The sequence below is a fragment of the Nocardia sp. NPDC050718 genome, assembly GCF_040654235.1.
Taxonomy (GTDB): domain Bacteria; phylum Actinomycetota; class Actinomycetes; order Mycobacteriales; family Mycobacteriaceae; genus Nocardia.
In genome coordinates this window covers 198,945-216,206 of the sequence record NZ_JBFAHQ010000006.1, presented here as the reverse complement: position 1 = coordinate 216,206, position 17,262 = coordinate 198,945, and the positions used below count along the sequence as shown (strand labels likewise).

At 70.3% G+C, this 17,262-nt stretch carries 22 protein-coding genes; 12 read left to right on the top strand and 10 right to left on the bottom strand.

Annotated elements, in window-relative coordinates:
• Positions 1 to 6: 6 nt before the first annotated feature.
• The gene (locus AB0H54_RS26645; protein ID WP_357348835.1) at positions 7 to 768 is read right to left on the bottom strand and encodes a glucose 1-dehydrogenase; all 762 of its coding nucleotides are present in this window, start codon (positions 766 to 768) and stop codon (positions 7 to 9) included.
• Positions 768 to 1,658 carry an SDR family NAD(P)-dependent oxidoreductase gene (locus tag AB0H54_RS26640; RefSeq protein WP_357348833.1) on the bottom strand — a complete coding sequence of 297 codons (891 nt, stop codon included), beginning with the start codon at positions 1,656 to 1,658 and terminating at the stop codon, positions 768 to 770. The genes AB0H54_RS26645 and AB0H54_RS26640 overlap by 1 nt, the downstream gene beginning before the upstream one ends.
• A gap of 184 nt (positions 1,659 to 1,842) precedes the next feature.
• On the opposite strand from AB0H54_RS26640, the gene AB0H54_RS26635 reads away from it, so the two are divergent.
• The 3 genes from AB0H54_RS26635 to AB0H54_RS26625 all read left to right on the top strand — a co-directional run bounded on the left by AB0H54_RS26635 (position 1,843) and on the right by AB0H54_RS26625 (position 4,111).
• Positions 1,843 to 2,103 (top strand): hypothetical protein, encoded by a 261-nt coding sequence (locus AB0H54_RS26635; protein WP_357348832.1) that lies wholly within the window; start codon positions 1,843 to 1,845, stop codon positions 2,101 to 2,103.
• Between the two features lie 83 nt (positions 2,104 to 2,186).
• A complete protein-coding gene (locus AB0H54_RS26630) occupies positions 2,187 to 2,882 on the top strand; it encodes a DUF2993 domain-containing protein (RefSeq protein WP_357348830.1) in 696 nt (231 codons plus the stop codon).
• 242 nt (positions 2,883 to 3,124) lie between these two features.
• The gene (locus AB0H54_RS26625; protein ID WP_357348828.1) at positions 3,125 to 4,111 is read left to right on the top strand and encodes a hypothetical protein; all 987 of its coding nucleotides are present in this window, start codon (positions 3,125 to 3,127) and stop codon (positions 4,109 to 4,111) included.
• A 78-nt stretch (positions 4,112 to 4,189) separates the two neighbouring features.
• Here AB0H54_RS26625 and AB0H54_RS26620 read toward each other — a convergent pair whose 3' ends face one another.
• Positions 4,190 to 4,585 (bottom strand): RidA family protein, encoded by a 396-nt coding sequence (locus AB0H54_RS26620; RefSeq protein WP_357349098.1) that lies wholly within the window; start codon positions 4,583 to 4,585, stop codon positions 4,190 to 4,192.
• A gap of 110 nt (positions 4,586 to 4,695) precedes the next feature.
• On the opposite strand from AB0H54_RS26620, the gene AB0H54_RS26615 reads away from it, so the two are divergent.
• A complete protein-coding gene (locus AB0H54_RS26615) occupies positions 4,696 to 5,706 on the top strand; it encodes a WYL domain-containing protein (protein ID WP_357348826.1) in 1,011 nt (336 codons plus the stop codon).
• A gap of 109 nt (positions 5,707 to 5,815) precedes the next feature.
• A complete protein-coding gene (locus tag AB0H54_RS26610) occupies positions 5,816 to 7,201 on the top strand; it encodes a DUF1254 domain-containing protein (RefSeq protein ID WP_357348824.1) in 1,386 nt (461 codons plus the stop codon).
• Positions 7,202 to 7,208: 7 nt separating this feature from the next.
• On the opposite strand, the gene AB0H54_RS26605 is transcribed toward AB0H54_RS26610, so the two are convergent.
• Together AB0H54_RS26605 and AB0H54_RS26600 are read right to left on the bottom strand one after the other, a co-directional pair.
• Positions 7,209 to 8,324 (bottom strand): metallophosphoesterase, encoded by a 1,116-nt coding sequence (locus AB0H54_RS26605; RefSeq protein WP_357348822.1) that lies wholly within the window; start codon positions 8,322 to 8,324, stop codon positions 7,209 to 7,211.
• Between the two features lie 15 nt (positions 8,325 to 8,339).
• On the bottom strand, positions 8,340 to 8,921 hold the full coding sequence (locus tag AB0H54_RS26600) for a hypothetical protein (protein ID WP_357348820.1): 582 nt from the start codon (positions 8,919 to 8,921) through the stop codon (positions 8,340 to 8,342).
• A gap of 63 nt (positions 8,922 to 8,984) precedes the next feature.
• Here AB0H54_RS26600 and AB0H54_RS26595 point away from each other — a divergent pair, with 63 nt between their 5' ends.
• Positions 8,985 to 9,749 (top strand): GTP pyrophosphokinase family protein, encoded by a 765-nt coding sequence (locus AB0H54_RS26595; RefSeq protein WP_355282489.1) that lies wholly within the window; start codon positions 8,985 to 8,987, stop codon positions 9,747 to 9,749.
• A 13-nt stretch (positions 9,750 to 9,762) separates the two neighbouring features.
• Here the strand turns inward: AB0H54_RS26595 and AB0H54_RS26590 are convergent, their stop codons facing one another.
• Complete coding sequence (locus AB0H54_RS26590; RefSeq protein ID WP_357348818.1) at positions 9,763 to 10,329, bottom strand: hypothetical protein; 567 nt, start codon at positions 10,327 to 10,329, stop codon at positions 9,763 to 9,765.
• 44 nt (positions 10,330 to 10,373) lie between these two features.
• Positions 10,374 to 11,270 carry a D-alanyl-D-alanine carboxypeptidase gene (locus AB0H54_RS26585; RefSeq protein WP_355282483.1) on the bottom strand — a complete coding sequence of 299 codons (897 nt, stop codon included), beginning with the start codon at positions 11,268 to 11,270 and terminating at the stop codon, positions 10,374 to 10,376.
• A 237-nt stretch (positions 11,271 to 11,507) separates the two neighbouring features.
• Between AB0H54_RS26585 and AB0H54_RS26580 the strand changes: the two genes are divergently transcribed.
• From AB0H54_RS26580 to AB0H54_RS26570, 3 genes are read left to right on the top strand one after another with little or no spacing between them, the layout of a single operon-like run.
• Entirely contained in the window at positions 11,508 to 11,795 is a 288-nt protein-coding gene (locus AB0H54_RS26580) for a hypothetical protein (RefSeq protein WP_357348815.1), read from the top strand.
• 48 nt (positions 11,796 to 11,843) lie between these two features.
• The gene (locus tag AB0H54_RS26575) at positions 11,844 to 12,449 is read left to right on the top strand and encodes a class I SAM-dependent methyltransferase (RefSeq protein ID WP_357348813.1); all 606 of its coding nucleotides are present in this window, start codon (positions 11,844 to 11,846) and stop codon (positions 12,447 to 12,449) included.
• A gap of 59 nt (positions 12,450 to 12,508) precedes the next feature.
• Positions 12,509 to 12,787, top strand: coding sequence for a hypothetical protein (locus AB0H54_RS26570; protein WP_355282475.1), 279 nt, complete (start codon positions 12,509 to 12,511; stop codon positions 12,785 to 12,787).
• 7 nt (positions 12,788 to 12,794) lie between these two features.
• Here AB0H54_RS26570 and AB0H54_RS26565 read toward each other — a convergent pair whose 3' ends face one another.
• Together AB0H54_RS26565 and AB0H54_RS26560 are read right to left on the bottom strand one after the other, a co-directional pair.
• Positions 12,795 to 14,165: an FAD-dependent oxidoreductase gene (locus tag AB0H54_RS26565; RefSeq protein ID WP_357348811.1), complete on the bottom strand. Its 1,371-nt coding sequence runs from the start codon at positions 14,163 to 14,165 to the stop codon at positions 12,795 to 12,797.
• Positions 14,166 to 14,204: 39 nt separating this feature from the next.
• Entirely contained in the window at positions 14,205 to 14,828 is a 624-nt protein-coding gene (locus AB0H54_RS26560; protein ID WP_357348809.1) for a hypothetical protein, read from the bottom strand.
• Positions 14,829 to 15,287: 459 nt separating this feature from the next.
• On the opposite strand from AB0H54_RS26560, the gene AB0H54_RS26555 reads away from it, so the two are divergent.
• Together AB0H54_RS26555 and AB0H54_RS26550 are read left to right on the top strand one after the other, a co-directional pair.
• Positions 15,288 to 15,836 (top strand): dihydrofolate reductase family protein, encoded by a 549-nt coding sequence (locus AB0H54_RS26555; RefSeq protein WP_357348807.1) that lies wholly within the window; start codon positions 15,288 to 15,290, stop codon positions 15,834 to 15,836.
• Between the two features lie 93 nt (positions 15,837 to 15,929).
• Positions 15,930 to 16,382 carry a MarR family transcriptional regulator gene (locus tag AB0H54_RS26550; protein ID WP_357348805.1) on the top strand — a complete coding sequence of 151 codons (453 nt, stop codon included), beginning with the start codon at positions 15,930 to 15,932 and terminating at the stop codon, positions 16,380 to 16,382.
• Between the two features lie 19 nt (positions 16,383 to 16,401).
• Here AB0H54_RS26550 and AB0H54_RS26545 read toward each other — a convergent pair whose 3' ends face one another.
• The gene (locus AB0H54_RS26545; RefSeq protein ID WP_218721039.1) at positions 16,402 to 16,569 is read right to left on the bottom strand and encodes a DUF4236 domain-containing protein; all 168 of its coding nucleotides are present in this window, start codon (positions 16,567 to 16,569) and stop codon (positions 16,402 to 16,404) included.
• A gap of 146 nt (positions 16,570 to 16,715) precedes the next feature.
• Between AB0H54_RS26545 and AB0H54_RS26540 the strand changes: the two genes are divergently transcribed.
• On the top strand, positions 16,716 to 17,183 hold the full coding sequence (locus tag AB0H54_RS26540; protein WP_357348803.1) for a hypothetical protein: 468 nt from the start codon (positions 16,716 to 16,718) through the stop codon (positions 17,181 to 17,183).
• Positions 17,184 to 17,262: the final 79 nt, after the last annotated feature.

Here is a 17,262-nt window from a genome sequence, read left to right as displayed (position 1 = left end):
GTCGGGTCAGGCCTCGACACGCACGACCGGCGGACCGGCGGTCCAGCCGCCGTCGACGGCCAGCTCGGCGCCGGTCGTGTACGAGGCGGCGTCGCTGAGCAGGTAGGTGACAGCCCCGGCGAGTTCCTCGGGGCGACCGACCCGGCCCAGCGGCGCGTTGGGGAAGGCGCCGTCGGCGAGGACGATGCCGGTCGGCGCGGTCATCGGGGTGAGCACCATGCCGGGGTGCACCGAGTTCACCCGGATCCGGTCGCTCGCGAGCTCGATCGCGGCCACCTTGGTCAGCCCGCGTACACCCCACTTGGCCGCGCCGTAGGCGCCCGTGTGCGCCAGGCCGACGAGTCCGGCGGCCGAGGAGATGTTGACGATGGAACCGCCGCCGGCCGCCCGCAGTGCGGGCACGACCGCGTGGATGCCCATGTTGACCGACACCAGGTTCACCTGGATCACCCGCTGGAAGGTCTCCAGCGGCTCCTCGACCAGCGGGACGCCCGTGGCGGTCACCCCGGCGTTGTTGACCAGGCCGGTCAGCGAGCCGAACGCCGCGATCGCGGTGTCGACCGCGGTCTGCCACGCGGCCGGGTCGGTGACGTCGAGGTGCACGAAGCGGGCGCGCTCGCCCAGCTCCGCCGCGACGGCGGCACCGTCGTCGTCCAGCAGGTCGCCGATCACGACACTGCCGCCCGCGGCGACGATGCCCTGCGCGAAGGCCGCGCCCAGACCGCGCGCACCACCGGTGACCAGCACTACCTTGCCCGAAAGATCCATCACAGTTCCTTTTCTTCTCGGATGCCGAAGACCGCGCCGCCGCCGAAGGCCGCGCGATGCGAGACCGGCTGTCCACCATCGATATCGGTGATGCCGTAGTCGAGCGCCGCCTCGGCGGTGATCACCGTGGCGCCGCTGCGGTCGCCGATCGCGGGGTCGGTGGCCAGCGCCAGCACGACCCGCCCGACGAATTCGGGCGTCTCCGCGCCCGCGATCGGGAAACCCTCGATGTCCTCGACACCCAGGGCCAGTACCTGCTCGGTGCGCACGATCCCCGGCCACAGCGACAGCGTGCTGACACCGGTACCGCGCAGTTCCACCGCCATGTCGGCGGCCATCTTGTCCAGGCCCGCCTTCGACATCCCGTACAGCACCGAGTGCAGGTAGCCGCGGGTACCGAAGGAGGAGATGTTGGCGATGACGCCGCGGCCGCGCGCGACCATGAGCCGCGCCGCCTCGACCGAAGCGACGTAGTGCGCCCGCAGGCCGACGCCGATCAGCGAGTCCCAGTCGCCGACCGGTCGCCGCCAGAACGGGTCGCTGAAACCGGCGAAGCCGTCGGGATTGGCCCAGACGTTGTTGACCAGCAGGTCGAGCCCGTCTTGCTCGGACGCGATCCGGGCGAAGACGGCGGCGATCTGCGCGTCGTCGCGGTGATCGCAGTGCACGGCGATGCCGGTGCCACCGCGGGCGCTCACCTCGGCGGCGGCCACCTCCAGCGGCCCGCCGTCACCGGCGCTGCCCCGGCCGGTCAGGTACACGGTCCACCCCGCGGCGCCGAGCGCCAGCGCGACGCCCCGGCCGACGCCCCGGCTGGCGCCGGTCACCAGGGCGATCGCGGGCACGCCCGGCGTGCTCGCCGGGTCGTCGGGGTGGGGTGTCGCGGTCATGTCGCTCACCGTAGGACCGGGCCCGCGCGGCTGCCTGCGCCTCTTCCCGCTCATCGGGAACGGCGTCGGGTCGGATTGCCTGGGGTTTCCTGGGCGCGGCCGATGGGTAAGAAGTCTCCGATACCCGCTCGCGATTCCCGCGACGGAACGCGGCTTCCGCGACGGACACGACTGGAGACACACCGTGCTGGGTTTGCTCGGCGGCCGGGGCCGCAAGACCACGATCGAGAGTTGCCCGGGTGCCCCCACCTCGGCCGGACTGCTGCGATCCGGCGATGTGGTCCTCACCCCGCGGCGCAGCTTCCGGGTGATCAGCACGAGCTTTACCGGTGGCGCCCAGCACGCCGGACGGGTGATCGCCGACACGATCGATCTCGTCAACGGGCGGCTCCGGGTGATCGAATTCCCCAGCGCCGAGACCGTGGTGACCGTCCGCGCGATGTAGCGGTTCCCGCCTTTCGATGTCGCCCTGCCCGCACGCGGCCACGATCCACAGCATGATGGTGGGATGGCCGAGAGGGTGAGCGTATGCGCGCAGTGCTGATACTGATCGTCGTCGGGGTGATCGGACTCGTCGTCGGCGATCGCGTCGCAGTCGTGTTGGCGCAGAACGAGATCGGCCGCGCCGTTGCCGCTCGGTACGACCTCGCGCAGCCACCGGACGTCGAGATCGGCGGCGTCCCGTTCCTGACCCAGGCCATCGACGGCATCTACCGCGACATCGACATCCGGGTCGGCGACTGGAGTGGCGAGGACATCTCCGTCCGCGATCTCGACGTGGTACTCACCGACGTCTCCGCGCCGCTCGCCGACATCGTCGGTAACCGCACCGCGAACCTCGTCGCCGACACGGCGACCGCGACGGCCGTGGTTCCCTACGACGTCGTGCGGACCTTCGCGCCCTCGGGCGTGGAGTCGATCTCCGACAGTCCCGAGGGACTGCGCGTCACCGGCACCTTCCCGGTCGCCGGCCTCTCGGTCCCCGCGACCGTCTTCGTGACCGTCGCCCCCACCGACGCGGGCATCGAGGTCACCCCCGTGTCGGTCCAGTCCGCCCTCGGCGGCCCGACCGTCCCGCTGTCGCTGCTCCGCGGCCCCCTCACCTTCGTCGTTCCCCTCCAGGAACTGCCCCTCGGCGCGCGCCTCACCGCTATCCGCCCCGCCCCCGACGGCCTGCACGCCACCGCCGTCGCCCACGACGTCCATTTCACCGACCTCCCCTGATCGACGCGATCGGCGAAATGCCCCGCGCATTGTTTTCGTTACGGAACCGATAGCTCGCGCCGCTGTCCCCCCGGTCAGCTCGATCGACGGCCGGGCGCGCCGGACCGATATGCGGGGCATTTGAAACGATATGAATTCGCTTAATTCGGGAGACCGACTTATGGTCGATTGCGGCGCGTCTTCCACAGTGGGAAGACCGGAAGAGAAGCGCGTGCCGCAATCCCGTCAGGAGGGATCGTGAAATGACACCGTTGCTATTCGACGTGGATACGATGACCGCCGCGCTGGAACTCGCGGTGAAGGCGCCGTCGGTGCACAACACGCAGCCGTGGCGCTGGCAGGTCGGCGACGGACGGGTCGAGCTGTACAGCGATCCCGCGCGGCAATTGCCGGTGGAAGATCCCGATGGACAGGCCATGGTCGTCAGTTGCGGCGCCGCCCTCCATCATTTGCGCGTGGCACTCGCGGTCACCGGTTGGTCGGCGATTCCCGAATTCCTGCCCGACCCGGACGACCCGAATCATCTGGCCACCGTCACCGTCTCGCCGAGGCCGCCGTCGGATACCGATATCCAGCTCGCCGCCGCGATTCTGCTCCGGAAATCCGAGCGGCGCCGATTCGCGCCGTTGCCGTTGCCCGCGGGCGCCTTGCGCGCCCTGTCCTCGACCGTTGTCGAATTCGGCGCGGTCGCCCGGAATATCCCGGAACAGCTGTTGCCCCTGCTGGCCGAGCCGATGCGGGCCGCGGCGGCGCGGCACCGCTCCGACGCCGCGTATCTGCGCGAACTCGCGACCTGGAGCGGGCGTGCCGATCACGGGGACGGCGTGCCGTCCCACACGACGGTGCTGCCGAGGCACGACGACCCCCTCCCGCTCCGCGCCTTCCGTGACCCGGGTCTCGACGATCCCGGCGAGGGCGCCGACCACGCCAGCTGGGTCGTGATCTGCACCGCGGCCGACGACCGCCGCGCCCGCCTGCGGGCGGGCGAGGCGACCAGCGCCCTGCTGCTCGGGGCCACCAGCCTGGGCTTGGCGACCTGCATCCAATCCGAACCGCTGGGCATCCCCGAACTCCGCGACGCGATCCGGCACTCCTTGCTGCACGACTGCGCGCACCCCCAGGTGGTGGTCCGCGTCGGCCGCCTGCACCACACCGCTCCCCCGGTCTCCGCGAGCCCGCGCCGTCCGCTCGCCGACGTGCTGGAACCCCCGACCCGCCGCGTCGCCTGACACGAAAGTCGTACTCCCGGAGCACCTTCCGCGTCCATGCCCGCGCAGAACTGTGCTGCGCGGGCGCACCGGAACACCTCAGTCGACGGCGGTTCCCTCCAGCTCGACCAGCTGACCGGGAATCGCCAGCCGAGTCACGCCGAGCATGGTGGTCGCCGGTGCCACCGCGGCCGCGCCGAGCCGGGCCGCCAGCACGCCGTAGTGCTGGAACAGCAGGTCCACGTCGGTGGTGTAGACGTTGAGCCGGACGAGATTGGCCAGCGACATGTCCGCCTCGGCGAGCACGGCCTCCAGGTTGTCCAGGCTCAGCGCCAGCTGCGCGGCCAGATCGCCCTCGTGCCGGGGCGTGCCGTCGCCGCTCATCGCGGTCTGTCCGGAGCAGTACAGGGTGCGCGTGTGCCCGGTGACGAGTTCGCCCTGGTTGAATCCCATCGCCACCGACCAGGTCACCGGGTTGACCGCGGTTCGTTCCAGTCCCACTTCAGCTCCATTCGATTCGTCGTAGTCCGGCGTCCGCGACGCCGTGGGACAACCCTCGCAAGCAATCACGACATCCTCTGTCGTGTATTCGGTAGAGTTTGCGGATGCGCGCAGACCGGTTGGTGTCGCTGGTGTTGTTGCTGCGCCAGCGCGGCCGACTCACCGCGACCGAGCTCGCCACCGAGCTGGAGGTGTCCACCCGGACGGTCCTGCGCGATATCGAGGCGCTGTCGGCGGCCGGTGTGCCGGTCTACGCCGAACGCGGCAGGCACGGCGGCTTCGCGCTGCTCCCCGGGTTCCGGACCGAGCTCACCGGGGTGAACAACGACGAGGCGCTGGCCCTGCTGATCGCCGGATCACGCCGTGGCGCACAGGCTTTCGGTCTCGGGTCGGCGCTGTCGTCGGCCATGCTCAAGGTGGTCGACGCGCTGCCCGACAACCACCGCACCACCGCGGCCGACGTCGCCGAACGGCTGCTCATCGACCCGGCGACGGATCTGCTCTCGCGTCCGGCGGTCGACGACGAGGTCCCGGGCGATATCGCGGCCGCGATCCGCCGCGCGGTGTTCGCCGGGCACAAGCTGCGCATCCACTACGCCGCGGTCGGCCAGGCGCCGAGCTGGCGGACGGTGGACCCGATCGGGATCGTCATGGTGCGCGACCACGGCTATCTGCTGGCCACGAGATCCGGGGCGGACCGCACCTATCGGCTGTCCCGGGTGCTGGCGGCCGAGGAGTTGCCCGAACCGGCACAGCGGCCCGACCGGGTCGATCTGGACCGGGCCTGGCAGGAACGCAGCGCCCGCTTCCGCACCGGCGGTGACCAGCTCGCCGTGCTGGTCCGGATCCGGCCGGCGCGGCGTGAGGAGCTGGTCCGCACCGCACTGGCCGTCCATTCCGAGGAACCCGACCACGAGTGGCTCCGGCTGGCCGTGACCTTCCAGGATTCCCGGCACGCCGAATGGGCGCTGTGGCAGCTCGGCATCGACGCGGAAGCGCTGGCCCCGTCGTCGCTGCGCGCGTCCCTGCGGGATCGCGCGATCGCCGTCGCCACCCGATACGCGCCGACGCCGGTTCCGGAACCCGACGACAGGGATGCCGGGTGGTGGCGATAGCAGCCCGGCACACGGTGCGTGGTTCATCCGTTTCGGGTGAAGCGAGGCGGTACACGTCTGCCTAACGTCGGCAACGAGGGGCCGATGCTGTCGACGGAAGAGGTCGGGCATGACTGCACCGCAGTACATTCGTGGCGGTTTTCCCAGCCCGGACGCTGTCCGCCGCGCCTATGACGAACTCGATTACCAGCGGGCGCTGGCGATGTACCGGTTCTTCTTCCCCACCGTCTCGCTCGAGGCGACGTGGCGGGAGAATCTCGCGGCGGGAGCGGCGCCGAATCGGGTGATGGTGCTGCTGGTCGGCAGCCCGGATCAGTACGTCTTCACCGCCAATTCCGATACGCCGTATGCCGGGCTCACCATCGACCTGTCGGACGGGCCGATGGTCGTCGAGGTGCCGCCGGGCACGCTCATGGGCACGGCGAACGACCTCAACCAGCTCTGGGTGCTCGACCTGGGGCTGCCCGGACCTGCGGGTGCCGAGGGCGGCAAGCACCTGCTGCTGCCGCCCGGCTACGACGAGCCGGTGCCGGAGGGCTATTTCACCGGCACCGCGACGACGAACCGGGTGCTCGTCCTCGTCCGCGCGCTGCCGCACGGCGCCGAGGTCGACCCCGCGATCGCGCTCATCCAGCAGGTGCGGGTGTATCCGCTGGGCGCCGACGCCGAGTCGAATCCGCTGGAGTGGGTGGATCTTTCGGAGCAGAAGGGCCTGGACTTCACCCCGGTGCGGTGGGAGGAGACGCTCGACTACTGGCGAATCCTGCACGAGATCCTGAACTCCGAGCCGCCCAACCCCGACTATCGCTACCAGTACGGCGAACTCGCGACGCTCGGGATCGCGCGCGACCTCCCGTTCGTGCCCGATCGGCGGATGACGGCCATTCTCACCGACGCGGCCCGGCGCGGGCACCTGCACCTGTGCGTGCAATCGTTCGCCGATCGCAGGCCGGATCGGCAGGTGTGGCCGGACAGCCGCTGGGAGTGGGCCGTCCTGCGCCCGGAGAACGGCACCTTCGACGCCGCGGGCTACACCGATCTGTACGCGCGCGAGAAGTGGTTCTACCAGGCCCAGATCGAGTCACCGGCGATGTTCGCGCGCACTCCCGGCGCGGGTTCGCTGTACTGGCTGGGCCTGCGCGACTCCGCGGGGGCCTATCTGGAGGGCGCGGGCTACTACAGCCTCACCGTCCCGCAACCGGTTCCGGCGACCCTGTTCTGGTCGATCACCGCCTACGACGCGCGCACCCGCAGCGAACTGCGCTCGCCGCTGAACCGGCCCGCGCTGCGCTCCCTGTATGAGCTGGCCGACGTCGACACCACCGAGCCGCTGACCCTCTACTTCGGACCGACGCCGCCGCCGAACACCCCGATCGACCGGTGGATCCAAACCACCCCGGGCACCGGCTGGTTCACCTATTTCCGCATCTACGGCCCCGACGGCCCGGCGTTCGACGGCAGCTGGCAGCTGCCGGATTTCCGGCGCCACGGCTGACCGGTCGTCAGCCGGCCCGCAGCGTCACCACGGTGATGTCCGGCGGCGCACCGACGCGCACCGGCGGACCCCACGCGCCGACACCTCGGGTGGTGTACATCTGCATGTCGCCGATCCGGCTCGCACCGGCGACGGTGCCGTTGATCCAGCCGACCGGATACATCAGCGGCCACATCTGACCGCCGTGGGTGTGTCCCGACAGCTGCAGGTCGACGCCGCGTTCGCTCGCCCCGGTGCCCTGCAGGGGCTGGTGGGCGATCAGCACCGTGAACCGGCCCGGCTGCTGTCCGGCCAGGGCGGCGTCGACGTCGGGCGCCGGATCGGTGGCGTCGAAGTCGTAGACCCCGGCGATGTCGATGGCGCCGTCACCGACGGTCAGCGGGACGTGGCTGTTGCGCAGGGTGGTGAGCCCGAGGGTGTCGTAGTAGTCGAGCCAGTTGTCCGGCCGGTCCACGTACCCTTCGTGATTGCCCGCGACGACGAACTTCCCGTACTTCGCGCGCAGCCCCGCGAGCGGGTCGATATCGGGGCCGACATGGGCGACCGCGCCGTCGAGCAGGTCGCCGGGCAGCACGATCACATCGGGCTGCTGGGCATTGACCAGCTCGACCACCCGCTGGGTGAAGCCGGCGCCACGGGCCGCGCCGACGTGGATGTCGGCGACGACCGCCACCCGCAGCCCGTCGACCGAGCGGGGCAGGTCGGCGAAGGACAGCTCGGTCTCGACCACCCGCAGGTCGCTCGCCTCGGTGACGCCGTAGGCGACCGTCCCGAGCGAGGCCACCACCAGCACCGCCGAGGCCACCTGGGTCAGCCCGCGACGGTGCTGGAACCTCAGCAGCCGAGCCACCGCGAGCACCACGCCGAGCACGAGCAGCCCGATCAGCAGGTAGAAGATGACCGCGAACCAGACCTCACCCCACCACACGATCGGCCGCACCGGCTCCGGCGAGTAGACGTTGCCCGCGCCGACCGCGACGACCGGCGGAATCCACAGGATCACCAGCAGGACCGCGAGCGCCCGGCGCGCGGCGCGCCCGAGTCCGGTGGCGACGCCGAGACGCCGGTACAGCAGCCAGTGCACGAGCCCGAGGAGCGCACCGACCAGCAATATCTGGAACATCGGCGTATCTTCCCATCACCGCCCGGTCGCGCGGAGATACGCCTGCCCCCGCGGCGAGATCTCGTAGCCGACCTCCAGGCTGCGGGTGAGACCGAGATTCTTCAGCTTGCGGACATCGAGCTTCAGCGATTCCCGGTCCCGGCCGAGCAGATCCGCGAGGTCACCGGCCCGCCGACCCGGATGGGCCACGATGACGTCGAGGACCGCGGCCGTCCACGGCCCCCGTCTGCTGGCCCGGTCCAACCGCGCCAGTGCCGCCGTGATCTCGGCCACCTCGTGCGCGTCCGGATCGGTACGGCCGCTCAGCGCGATCCGGTCGTCGGGACCGAGAAAGCGGACCGCGATCCGGAAGACGGGATAGTGCGCCGCGCCGCGAAAGGCCGCCAGCACGGCGTCGGCGTCCGCCTCGCCCGCCGCCCGCGCGTCCGCGTCGGTGATGGCACCGGCCTCGACCTGGTCCACCCCGGTGATCTCGACGGTGCCCGCCGAGGTGCGCAGCGTGCCACCGGCGCGTACCCGTGGCCGGGCCCAGCGGCGGAACACCTGGGTCACGTCGCCGGACGCGATCCCGCGCGCGACGCGATCGGTGAGCATCATGGTGGCACCGACCCTACCCGCGCCCGCCGGAGCACCCCATCGATGCGGGCACAATGGAGGGCGATGAAAACCTGGCAGCTCGACCCCAACGCCGACGACGGCCCGCCCGGGAACGGAGCGCACGCCACCGTCGAGGACATCCGCGATCTGCGCGAACAGTTCGTCGACTTCATGCTCGGCTACAAGTTCGCGATCGACGAGATCACCACCAAGATCAACATCCTGCGCGAGGACTTCAACAACACCCACGAGTACAACCCGATCGAGCACGTCGGCTCCCGGCTCAAGTCGCCGGAGAGCGTGCTGGAGAAGGTGCAGCGCAAGAACTACGCGATGAACCTGGCCGCGATCAGGGAGAACGTGCTCGATATCGCCGGGGTGCGGGTGGTGTGCAGCTTCATCTCCGATATCGGCACCATCCGGGACATGCTGGCCGGTCAGGAGGACATCACCGTCCTCGAGGAGCGCGACTACATCACGAACCGCAAGCCGAACGGCTACCAGAGCCTGCACCTGATCGTCTCGATCCCGGTGTTCCGCTCCGACCGCACCCAGCGGGTGCCGGTCGAGATCCAGATCCGCACCATCGCGATGGACTTCTGGGCCAGCCTCGAGCACAAGATCTACTACAAGTACCGGGGCGAGGTACCGCCGAACCTGCGCAGCGACCTCGCGCAGGCCGCCGAGGTGGCGACCCAGCTGGACGAGAAGATGGAGGCCCTGCACCGGCAGATCGACCGCACGCCGCGCCCGCCGACCAGCCCGATCGAGTCCCTCGATCTCAGCGTCCTCTACAACGCCTTCACCGCGGGGGCACCGCGCGCCTGAGCGAGCCGGGCGGCTAGGACATCATCGCCAGCAGACCCAGATCCCGCGCGAGCGCGCCGTCCTGGCCGAGCGCGGTGAAATCGGCCTCGACGTCGGCGCGCGCGAGCCGGCCCGCGCGCACCGCCCGGTAGCGCACGTACGACCAGAGGAACACGTCGAGGTTGTCGAAGCGGGTGCCGCCCTCGAGCACCTCCTCCTCGTGGAACCACACCGCGATCTGGCCGGTGGTGAGCACGACGTAGAGATTGCCGCCGCCGTCGGCGCCGACGGAGAACACGTCGTCGTCGGTGAGCGCGGTGGTGTAGTCCGCGTCGAGGATGCCGCAGTCGTTGGCGGCGAAATCGAAGGCGTAGGACCAGTCGAAGATGTCGAGGAACTGCGGGAGCCGCCCGGAGCGGACACGGCGGTCGAAGGCGGCGAGCGCGGCCGCGTCGGCGGGCGCGAGCCGGTCGAGAAACGGTGTGGCCGAACGGGTTCCGCCGGGGACGACGACGGGCTCGGCGTCCGGGAACCAGCGGGCGAGATCGGCGTCGAGGTCGCGTTCGGTATAGCCGACGAGGTCGGCGGGAGTGAGCGTCACGCCGGACAGTGTAGGAACACCGTCCGACATCGGCGCGCTGGTCGTCAGGCCGGTTGCAGCACGCGCATGATCGGGTCGTAGGCCCAGTTCAGCAGGCGCTCGGCGTCTTCCTTCGCGGCGACGCTGCTGTGCGGCGAGCTGTGCAGCACCACGCCGATCACCGGGATGCCCGCCCGGACCGTCTCGAACAGCAGGCAGTGGCCCGCCGCGTCGGTGTTGCCGGTCTTGATGCCGATGGTGCCCGGGTATTCCCGCAGCAGCCGGTTGGTCGTCTCCCAGCGGTGCTCGCGGTTCCCCGGGCCGGCGGGCACGAAATAGTCACGCGCGGCGACGATCTCGCGGAACACCGGCAGGCTCATCGCGCGCACGCCCATCGCGACGAGGTCCACCGGGGTCGAATGCGTGGAGTCGTCGGTGGGGTTCGGCAGGCCGCTGGGATCGGTGAATTGTGTTCCCGCCAAACCCAACAGGCGCGCGGTGTCGTTCATCTTCGCGATGAACGCGTCCTGCCCCGGCCCGAAGGACTCGGCGACCGCGTACGCCGCGTCGCAGCCCGACGGCAGCATCAGCCCGTACAGGAGCTGGCGCGCGGTGAGCACCTCGCCCGGCGCCAGGCCCGCGGTGCTGCCGTTGTGCCTGGCGCAGTAGGCGAACGCCTCGTTCGGCACCGTCACGGGCCGTTCGAGGTCGTTGCCCGCGATCACGACGATGGCCGTCATCACCTTGGTGATGCTGGCGATCGGGACCGGGGTGTGCGCGTTGCGCGACCACACCACCGTTCCGGTGAGCCCGTCGGCCAGCGCGGCCCCGGTGGCCTGCACTCCCTCCGGACCGACGGTCCAGGGCAGCTGGTCGAGCGCGGCGCTGCCCGACGGCGCGGCGCCCGCGACCCCGTGACCAGCGGCGACGACCAGAACTCCGGCGACAACAGCGTGCAACATCCCGGCAAATGTCCGCATGGCGACATTCTGTCCCACAACCCCGCCGAGTCGTGGGATTTGACCACCACTTTTCCGCGGCGGCCGGATCCACCGGCCACGACACCCCGTAACGGTTGACTGTGCGGGCGCCGGGCTGCACTGTTGATAGCACTGAGCGTCGCGCGTGTCGGTGGTTCCACAGGATCGACCCTGGTCACAGGGAGTATCAGCGAGCTACTCGGAAACGGGAAGGACGCGATGACGATGAGCGGTCGCCGGAATCGACGGAATCGAGAGATTCGCGAGGTTCGAGAGATCCACGCTCGGCCATCGCACCAGATCGCCAAGTTCCTCCTGTCGACGCTGCTGCTGGTCTGGTTCGGGCTCGGGTTGCTGGCGGCATCGCAACGCCAGTACTTCGCGAATCCGCCGACCGACTGCGGCGGGCTGGGCACGATCGGCGTCACCGTCCTCGCCGGACCACTCAACTATCTGGGCGCCAACCCCCGGATCTCCGCGTGCACGCTGCCGCAGCCGAGTCAGTGATCGCGGTCGGCGTAGGGTCGAGCGGGTCGACCCGAGGAGGACCCGAGCATGAGCGCGTCGCCGAGCAAGCGCACCCCCAGCCGCTGGGACGAGCTCACCGCCGCCGACCCGGCGCATTCGAGCTGGTACGTGGAGCGTTTCCGCAGCCTCGCGGCCGCGGGCGAGGACATCGTCGGTGAGGCACGCCTGATCGACGCGATGCTCGGGCGCGGGCGCCGGGTGCTCGACGCGGGCTGCGGCGCGGGCCGGATCGGTGGCTACCTGCACGAGGCCGGGCACACCGTGGTCGGCGTCGACGGCGATCCGGTGCTGATCGAGGCGGCGCGCGCGGATCATCCCGGCCCGACCTGGCTGGTCGGTGACCTCGCCGAACTGGATCTGCCCACCCGCGACTTCGACGTGATCGTGTGCGCGGGCAATGTGATGACCTTCCTCGCGCCGGCCACCCGGTCGGCGGTGCTGACGGCCTTCGCCCGGCATCGCGGTCCGGGCGGCCGGGTGGTCGTCGGATTCGGCGCCGACCGGGGCTACGCGTTCACCGAATTCCTGGCCGATGCCGAATCCGCCGGTCTCACCGTCGATCTGCTGCTCTCGACCTGGGATCTGCGGCCGTTCGCCGACGACTCGGACTTCCTGGTCGCCGTGTTCTCCTGACGCGCGGTCCGGCGTCGGCTGGGACCACACCGAGCCGCGACACCGGCTAGCCTCGTGGCATGCCCGACCCCCAGGTCCCGCCGCCCCCGCGCAACGGTGTCGGACTGCTGGCGCTGGTGCTCGGCATCGTCGCGTTCGTACTCTCGTTCATCCCCTTCGCCGGTGAATTCCTGGCGGCGCCGACCGCCGTGGCGGCGGTGACGGCGGCGTTCTTCGGCTGGGACCGGATCGAACGCGGCGAGGCCGACAATCGCGCCGACACCCTGGTCGGCGGTGTGCTCGGCGCCCTCGCCTTGGGACTGACCCTGCTCATCTACCTGGCGACCCAGTCCGGCTGAGGTGTCCCTAGCCGCGCCCCACCGCGCGGGCCGCGGCGCGCGCGGCGACCAGGATGGGGTCCCAGACCGGTGAGAACGGCGGCGCGTAGCCGAGATCGAGCGCGATCACCTGTTCCACCGTCATCCGCGCGGTTAGCGCGACGGCCGCGGTGTCGATGCGCTTGGCGGCGCCGTCGCGGCCGACGATCTGCACGCCGAGCAGCCGGCCGGTGCGGCGTTCGGCGAGCATCTTCACCGTCATCGGGGCGGCGCCGGGGAAATAGCCGGCGCGGCCGGTGGATTCGATGGTGACGGCGTGGAACTGCAACCCCGCGCGTGCGGCGTCCTTCTCCCGCAGGCCGGTGCGCGCCACCTCCAGATCGCACACCCGGCTGATCGCGGTACCGACGACACCGGGGAACGTGGCATAGCCGCCGCCCACACCGGACCCGATGACCTGGCCGTGCTTGTTGGCGTGGGTGCCCAGCGGCACATAGCGCGACGTCCCCGACACCAGATCGAGCACCTCGACGCAATCCCCGCCCGCCCAGATCTCGTCGTATCCGCGCACCCGCTGCGCCAGATCGGTGAGCAGACCGCCGGATTCGCCCAGGGGCAGCCCGGCGCGGCGCGCGAGGTCGGTGGCCGGGCGCACGCCGATCCCGAGGACCACCACATCGGCCGGATACTCGGCGTCGGCGGTCGCCACCGCGCGGACCCGGCCGTCCGCGCCGGTGGGCAACCCGGTCACCTCGGCGTCGGGCACGACCCGGATGCCCATCCCCTCCATGGCCTTTCGCACCAGCGCGCCCATATCGGGATCGAGCGAGGACATCGGTTCGGCGCCCCGGGTGACCATGGTGACCCGGAATCCGCGCACCACCAGCGCCTCGGCCATCTCGACGCCGATGTACCCGGCGCCGACGACCACCGCTTCACGCCCCGGCGCCGCCGCGAGCCCGTCGATGAGGGCCTGCCCGTCGTCGAGGGTCTGCACGCCGTACACGCCGTCGGCATCGATTCCGGGCAGCGGTGGCCGAACGGGTGTCGCGCCGGTCGCCAGCACGAGGTCGTCGTAGTCGGTCCAGGATTCCGCGCCGGTGCCGAGATCACGCGCGCGCACCCGGCGACCGACCGGATCGATCTCGATCGCCTCGGTCCGCAGACGCAGGTCGATCCCGCGATCGCGGTGTTCGGCGGGCGTGCGGGCGATCAGGTCGTCGACCTCGCCGACGTCCCCGCTCACCCAGTAGGGGATGCCGCACGCCGAATACGAGGCGTGATACCCCTTCTCGAACACCACGATCTCAAGCTCGTCGGCGCCACGCAGTCTGCGGGCCTGCGACGCGGCGGCCATTCCCGTCGCGTCGCCACCGATGACCACCACACGTTCGCCCATGGCGTCCACGGTACGGGCGCGCCGTGCGGTGATCGGGATTCACACCATCTCGGGCACCCGCAGGTGCGCGAATCCCAGCCGGAATTCGGCCACGTCGACGATGCGCGCGCCCGTGACCCGGGTCGCCATCGCCCTGATCCGGTCCGCATGCTCACGGCTGCTGTCGAGCTCCTCGCGACTCGCCCAGACGGTCGAGCCGACACCGCGGCCGGTCGCCCTGTCCACGAACAGGCTGGCGCTGCGGAAGCCGTCGAGCTTCTCGAATTCCGGCAGCAGTTGTGCCTTGAACGTCTCGATCGCGCCGTCGACCGCGGACGGGTCGACCTGCACCCACGTGCACCGGGTGCACGCGTTCGCGCCGGCCAGGTGATCGCGGTGCATGACCGCCACTTCCCATTCCTCGACCTTGTCCACCGGCCCGTTCAGCGCCTGGGCCAGGCCGTCTCGCCACATCTGGACGCGCGGCCTGCTGGCCTGCATCATCTCCTCGGATTCCCACGCGGTCGTCGCGATACAGCGTCCTGTCGCCCTGTCCACCATCAGCGACAGACCGACCCAGCCCTCGACTTCGGGCAGATTCCGCATGATGTCGTTGCGGAGGTATGCGATCCCGCCGTCGATCGACGACGGCTGAGCCGCGATTGTGCTTGAACGTGCGTACACGAGCCACCTCCTACCTGGGTAAAGGCGGCGCCCCGGTGGGCACCACCGGACATACCCACTGTCCTCCACGCCCACCCTCCGCACAATGCCCTTTTTCCGCCGTATTGGGGTAGGCGCAGGTATTGACAGCGGCGAAATCCGGAGAAGACTGGATACATACCGGAACACCGGAAAATAGCCGCGCAGCCGACGGAGACGTCTGTCGACAGTGGTGACTGATTCCCAGGCTCCGGCCCAGGCCCCCGGCAAGCCGATCGGGTACCAGAACAGTCAGCGACGACTGAGGTTCGTGGTGACGATCGAGGCTACCGGGGACTGTTCTGTCCGGGGTCTTCCGGCGCTGCCGCGCACCGTTTCCGAACGCCAGCGCGCCACCGTAAACAAACCGTAAGGCGGTTCCGGCAAGGTAGTTTTCGACAGCGAAGCACCGCTGACGACAACCACCGAAGGGACACCATCATGGGCAGCATCGCAGTACACGAGTTCATCGCGCTCGACGGCATGTACGACGACCCGTCGTTCACCGTCGCCTACGGATTCGATCCGAAGATGGGTGAGACCCTCGGCGCGATCACCGGCGACGCCACCGCGATCCTGCTCGGCCGCAACACCTTCGAGATGTTCGCCCCCGCGTGGTCGACCCGCACGGTCGAGGACGACCCGGGTGCCCCGTTCTTCAACGAGACCACCAAGTACATCGTCGGATCGCAGGAGCCCAAGGAGGAGTGGGCCAACAGCGTGCGCCTCGGCGCCTACGACGCCGACGTGATCCGCAAGCTCAAGGACGAGACCGAGGGCACCATCTACATCAGCGGCAGCGGCACGCTGGTCCGCGCGCTGCTGCGCGACGGCCTGGTCGACCACCTGCACCTGTTCGTGTACCCCATCGCGCTGGGCACCGGCGAGCGGTTCTTCGTCGACGGCGAGCAGACCCCCCTCGCGCTGCTCTCGACCGACGTCTACGACAACGGCGTCGTCCACCTCGACTACGGCCCGGCCGCGAGCTGAGCTCCCCTGTCGGCGGCGGTGTGCCGGGGGTCTCGCCCCCGGTCCCCCCGATCGGTAGCCGCCGAGGAGGTTTTGTTCGTAAAGTTCATGGGTATGACCACGCCTCTGCCGGACACCCGCGCTCTCGCCGGTGACCTTTCCCTGTCCACCGTCCGGCTCGCGCGGCGTCTGCGCGGCAGGCGCGCCGATCCGCACATCTCCCTGACGCAGCTCTCGGCGCTGTCCACGCTGGCCAGGGAGGGCGCGATGACACCGGGCACGCTGGCGGGCCGGGAATGCGTGCAGCCGCCGTCGATGACCCGCGTCATCGCCTCGCTCACCGACATGAACCTGGTGGAGCGGTCCCCGCATCCGACCGACGGCCGTCAGATCATCATCGCCGCTTCACAATCCGGCCTGGCCCTGCTCTCCGACGAGGCCCAGGCTCGCGAGGAGTGGCTGACCGAGCAGCTGTCCAAGCTCTCCGACGAGGATCTCACCGTGCTCACCCACGCGGTCGCGATCATGACGCAGATCGTGAACCAGCCGACCCCTCTCGCCGGCTGACGCTACCGCTGGGCGTGGGTCAGCGCTGGCGCCAGCTCAGCGGACCGGGCAGGTCGACGCTGTTCTTCCTGGTGCGCGAGTTCCAGGTCCACGGGCCGATCTTGATGCTCCACGAGGAGAGGCCGGATTCGGTGAAGTTGAATTTCAGCGGGCCGAACGACTTGCGCTGACGGAATCTGATGGGCATGTGAAGCCTTCCTGAGATCGCGTCCAGGATAACCGATCCCGGTGGCTCGCACCGGACCTCGCGAGCCCGCCACCGGCGCTCGTTACGCTGGCACCTGCCCGCGCACGGACGTACGCGGCGTATCGACCCGCGAGGAGGACAGCGCCATGTGGCCGACCGAGTGGCCCGCACCGGCCCGCGCGATCGCGACCGCGATCGAGGCCGCCCTGCTCGCCGCGCAGGCCGCCGACGAGCCCGGATTCGGCGCCGCGACCGGCGATCTCGCCGAACTGCCCGCCGATCAGGTGAGCGCGGTGCTCGCGGCGGTGGTGCGGGAACTGCTCGAGATCGCCCATCCGGACGGTCTCACCGGCGACGATGTCCGCGCGGTCCTCGAGGCGGTGGTAGGGCGGTCGGTGGTCTGGCTGCCGCGCTTGGACCCGGCCGCCGTCGTCGGCGCGCTGACCGGCGCGCTGGGCATCGACGAGGGCGAGGACCGCCTGCCGACCGACCCCCGGCCCGCGGCGATCCTGCTGATCGACCACCTCGCCACCACCGCACGGGTGCCCGCCCGGGAGTCCGTGCTGCGCGCCATCACCGAGATCGCCAGGGCCGAGACCGTCGAAATGCCCTGAGCGTCCGCGCCTGGAGTCCACTGCGCGTCGGATTCACAGCTCACCCACACCCACAGCCCACCGCGTCCCCAGTTTCGGG

Excerpts from the sequence above, each read along its gene's own strand:
- AB0H54_RS26645 (WP_357348835.1), bottom strand. The coding sequence starts at position 768 with ATGGATCTTTCGGGCAAGGTAGTGCTGGTCACCGGTGGTGCGCGCGGT.
- AB0H54_RS26640 (WP_357348833.1), bottom strand. The coding sequence starts at position 1,658 with ATGACCGCGACACCCCACCCCGACGACCCGGCGAGCACGCCGGGCGTG.
- AB0H54_RS26630 (WP_357348830.1), top strand. The coding sequence starts at position 2,187 with ATGCGCGCAGTGCTGATACTGATCGTCGTCGGGGTGATCGGACTCGTC.
- AB0H54_RS26625 (WP_357348828.1), top strand. The coding sequence starts at position 3,125 with ATGACACCGTTGCTATTCGACGTGGATACGATGACCGCCGCGCTGGAA.
- AB0H54_RS26615 (WP_357348826.1), top strand. The coding sequence starts at position 4,696 with ATGCGCGCAGACCGGTTGGTGTCGCTGGTGTTGTTGCTGCGCCAGCGC.
- AB0H54_RS26610 (WP_357348824.1), top strand. The coding sequence starts at position 5,816 with ATGACTGCACCGCAGTACATTCGTGGCGGTTTTCCCAGCCCGGACGCT.
- AB0H54_RS26605 (WP_357348822.1), bottom strand. The coding sequence starts at position 8,324 with ATGTTCCAGATATTGCTGGTCGGTGCGCTCCTCGGGCTCGTGCACTGG.
- AB0H54_RS26600 (WP_357348820.1), bottom strand. The coding sequence starts at position 8,921 with ATGATGCTCACCGATCGCGTCGCGCGCGGGATCGCGTCCGGCGACGTG.
- AB0H54_RS26595 (WP_355282489.1), top strand. The coding sequence starts at position 8,985 with ATGAAAACCTGGCAGCTCGACCCCAACGCCGACGACGGCCCGCCCGGG.
- AB0H54_RS26585 (WP_355282483.1), bottom strand. The coding sequence starts at position 11,270 with ATGTTGCACGCTGTTGTCGCCGGAGTTCTGGTCGTCGCCGCTGGTCAC.
- AB0H54_RS26580 (WP_357348815.1), top strand. The coding sequence starts at position 11,508 with ATGACGATGAGCGGTCGCCGGAATCGACGGAATCGAGAGATTCGCGAG.
- AB0H54_RS26575 (WP_357348813.1), top strand. The coding sequence starts at position 11,844 with ATGAGCGCGTCGCCGAGCAAGCGCACCCCCAGCCGCTGGGACGAGCTC.
- AB0H54_RS26570 (WP_355282475.1), top strand. The coding sequence starts at position 12,509 with ATGCCCGACCCCCAGGTCCCGCCGCCCCCGCGCAACGGTGTCGGACTG.
- AB0H54_RS26565 (WP_357348811.1), bottom strand. The coding sequence starts at position 14,165 with ATGGGCGAACGTGTGGTGGTCATCGGTGGCGACGCGACGGGAATGGCC.
- AB0H54_RS26555 (WP_357348807.1), top strand. The coding sequence starts at position 15,288 with ATGGGCAGCATCGCAGTACACGAGTTCATCGCGCTCGACGGCATGTAC.
- AB0H54_RS26550 (WP_357348805.1), top strand. The coding sequence starts at position 15,930 with ATGACCACGCCTCTGCCGGACACCCGCGCTCTCGCCGGTGACCTTTCC.
- AB0H54_RS26545 (WP_218721039.1), bottom strand. The coding sequence starts at position 16,569 with ATGCCCATCAGATTCCGTCAGCGCAAGTCGTTCGGCCCGCTGAAATTC.
- AB0H54_RS26540 (WP_357348803.1), top strand. The coding sequence starts at position 16,716 with ATGTGGCCGACCGAGTGGCCCGCACCGGCCCGCGCGATCGCGACCGCG.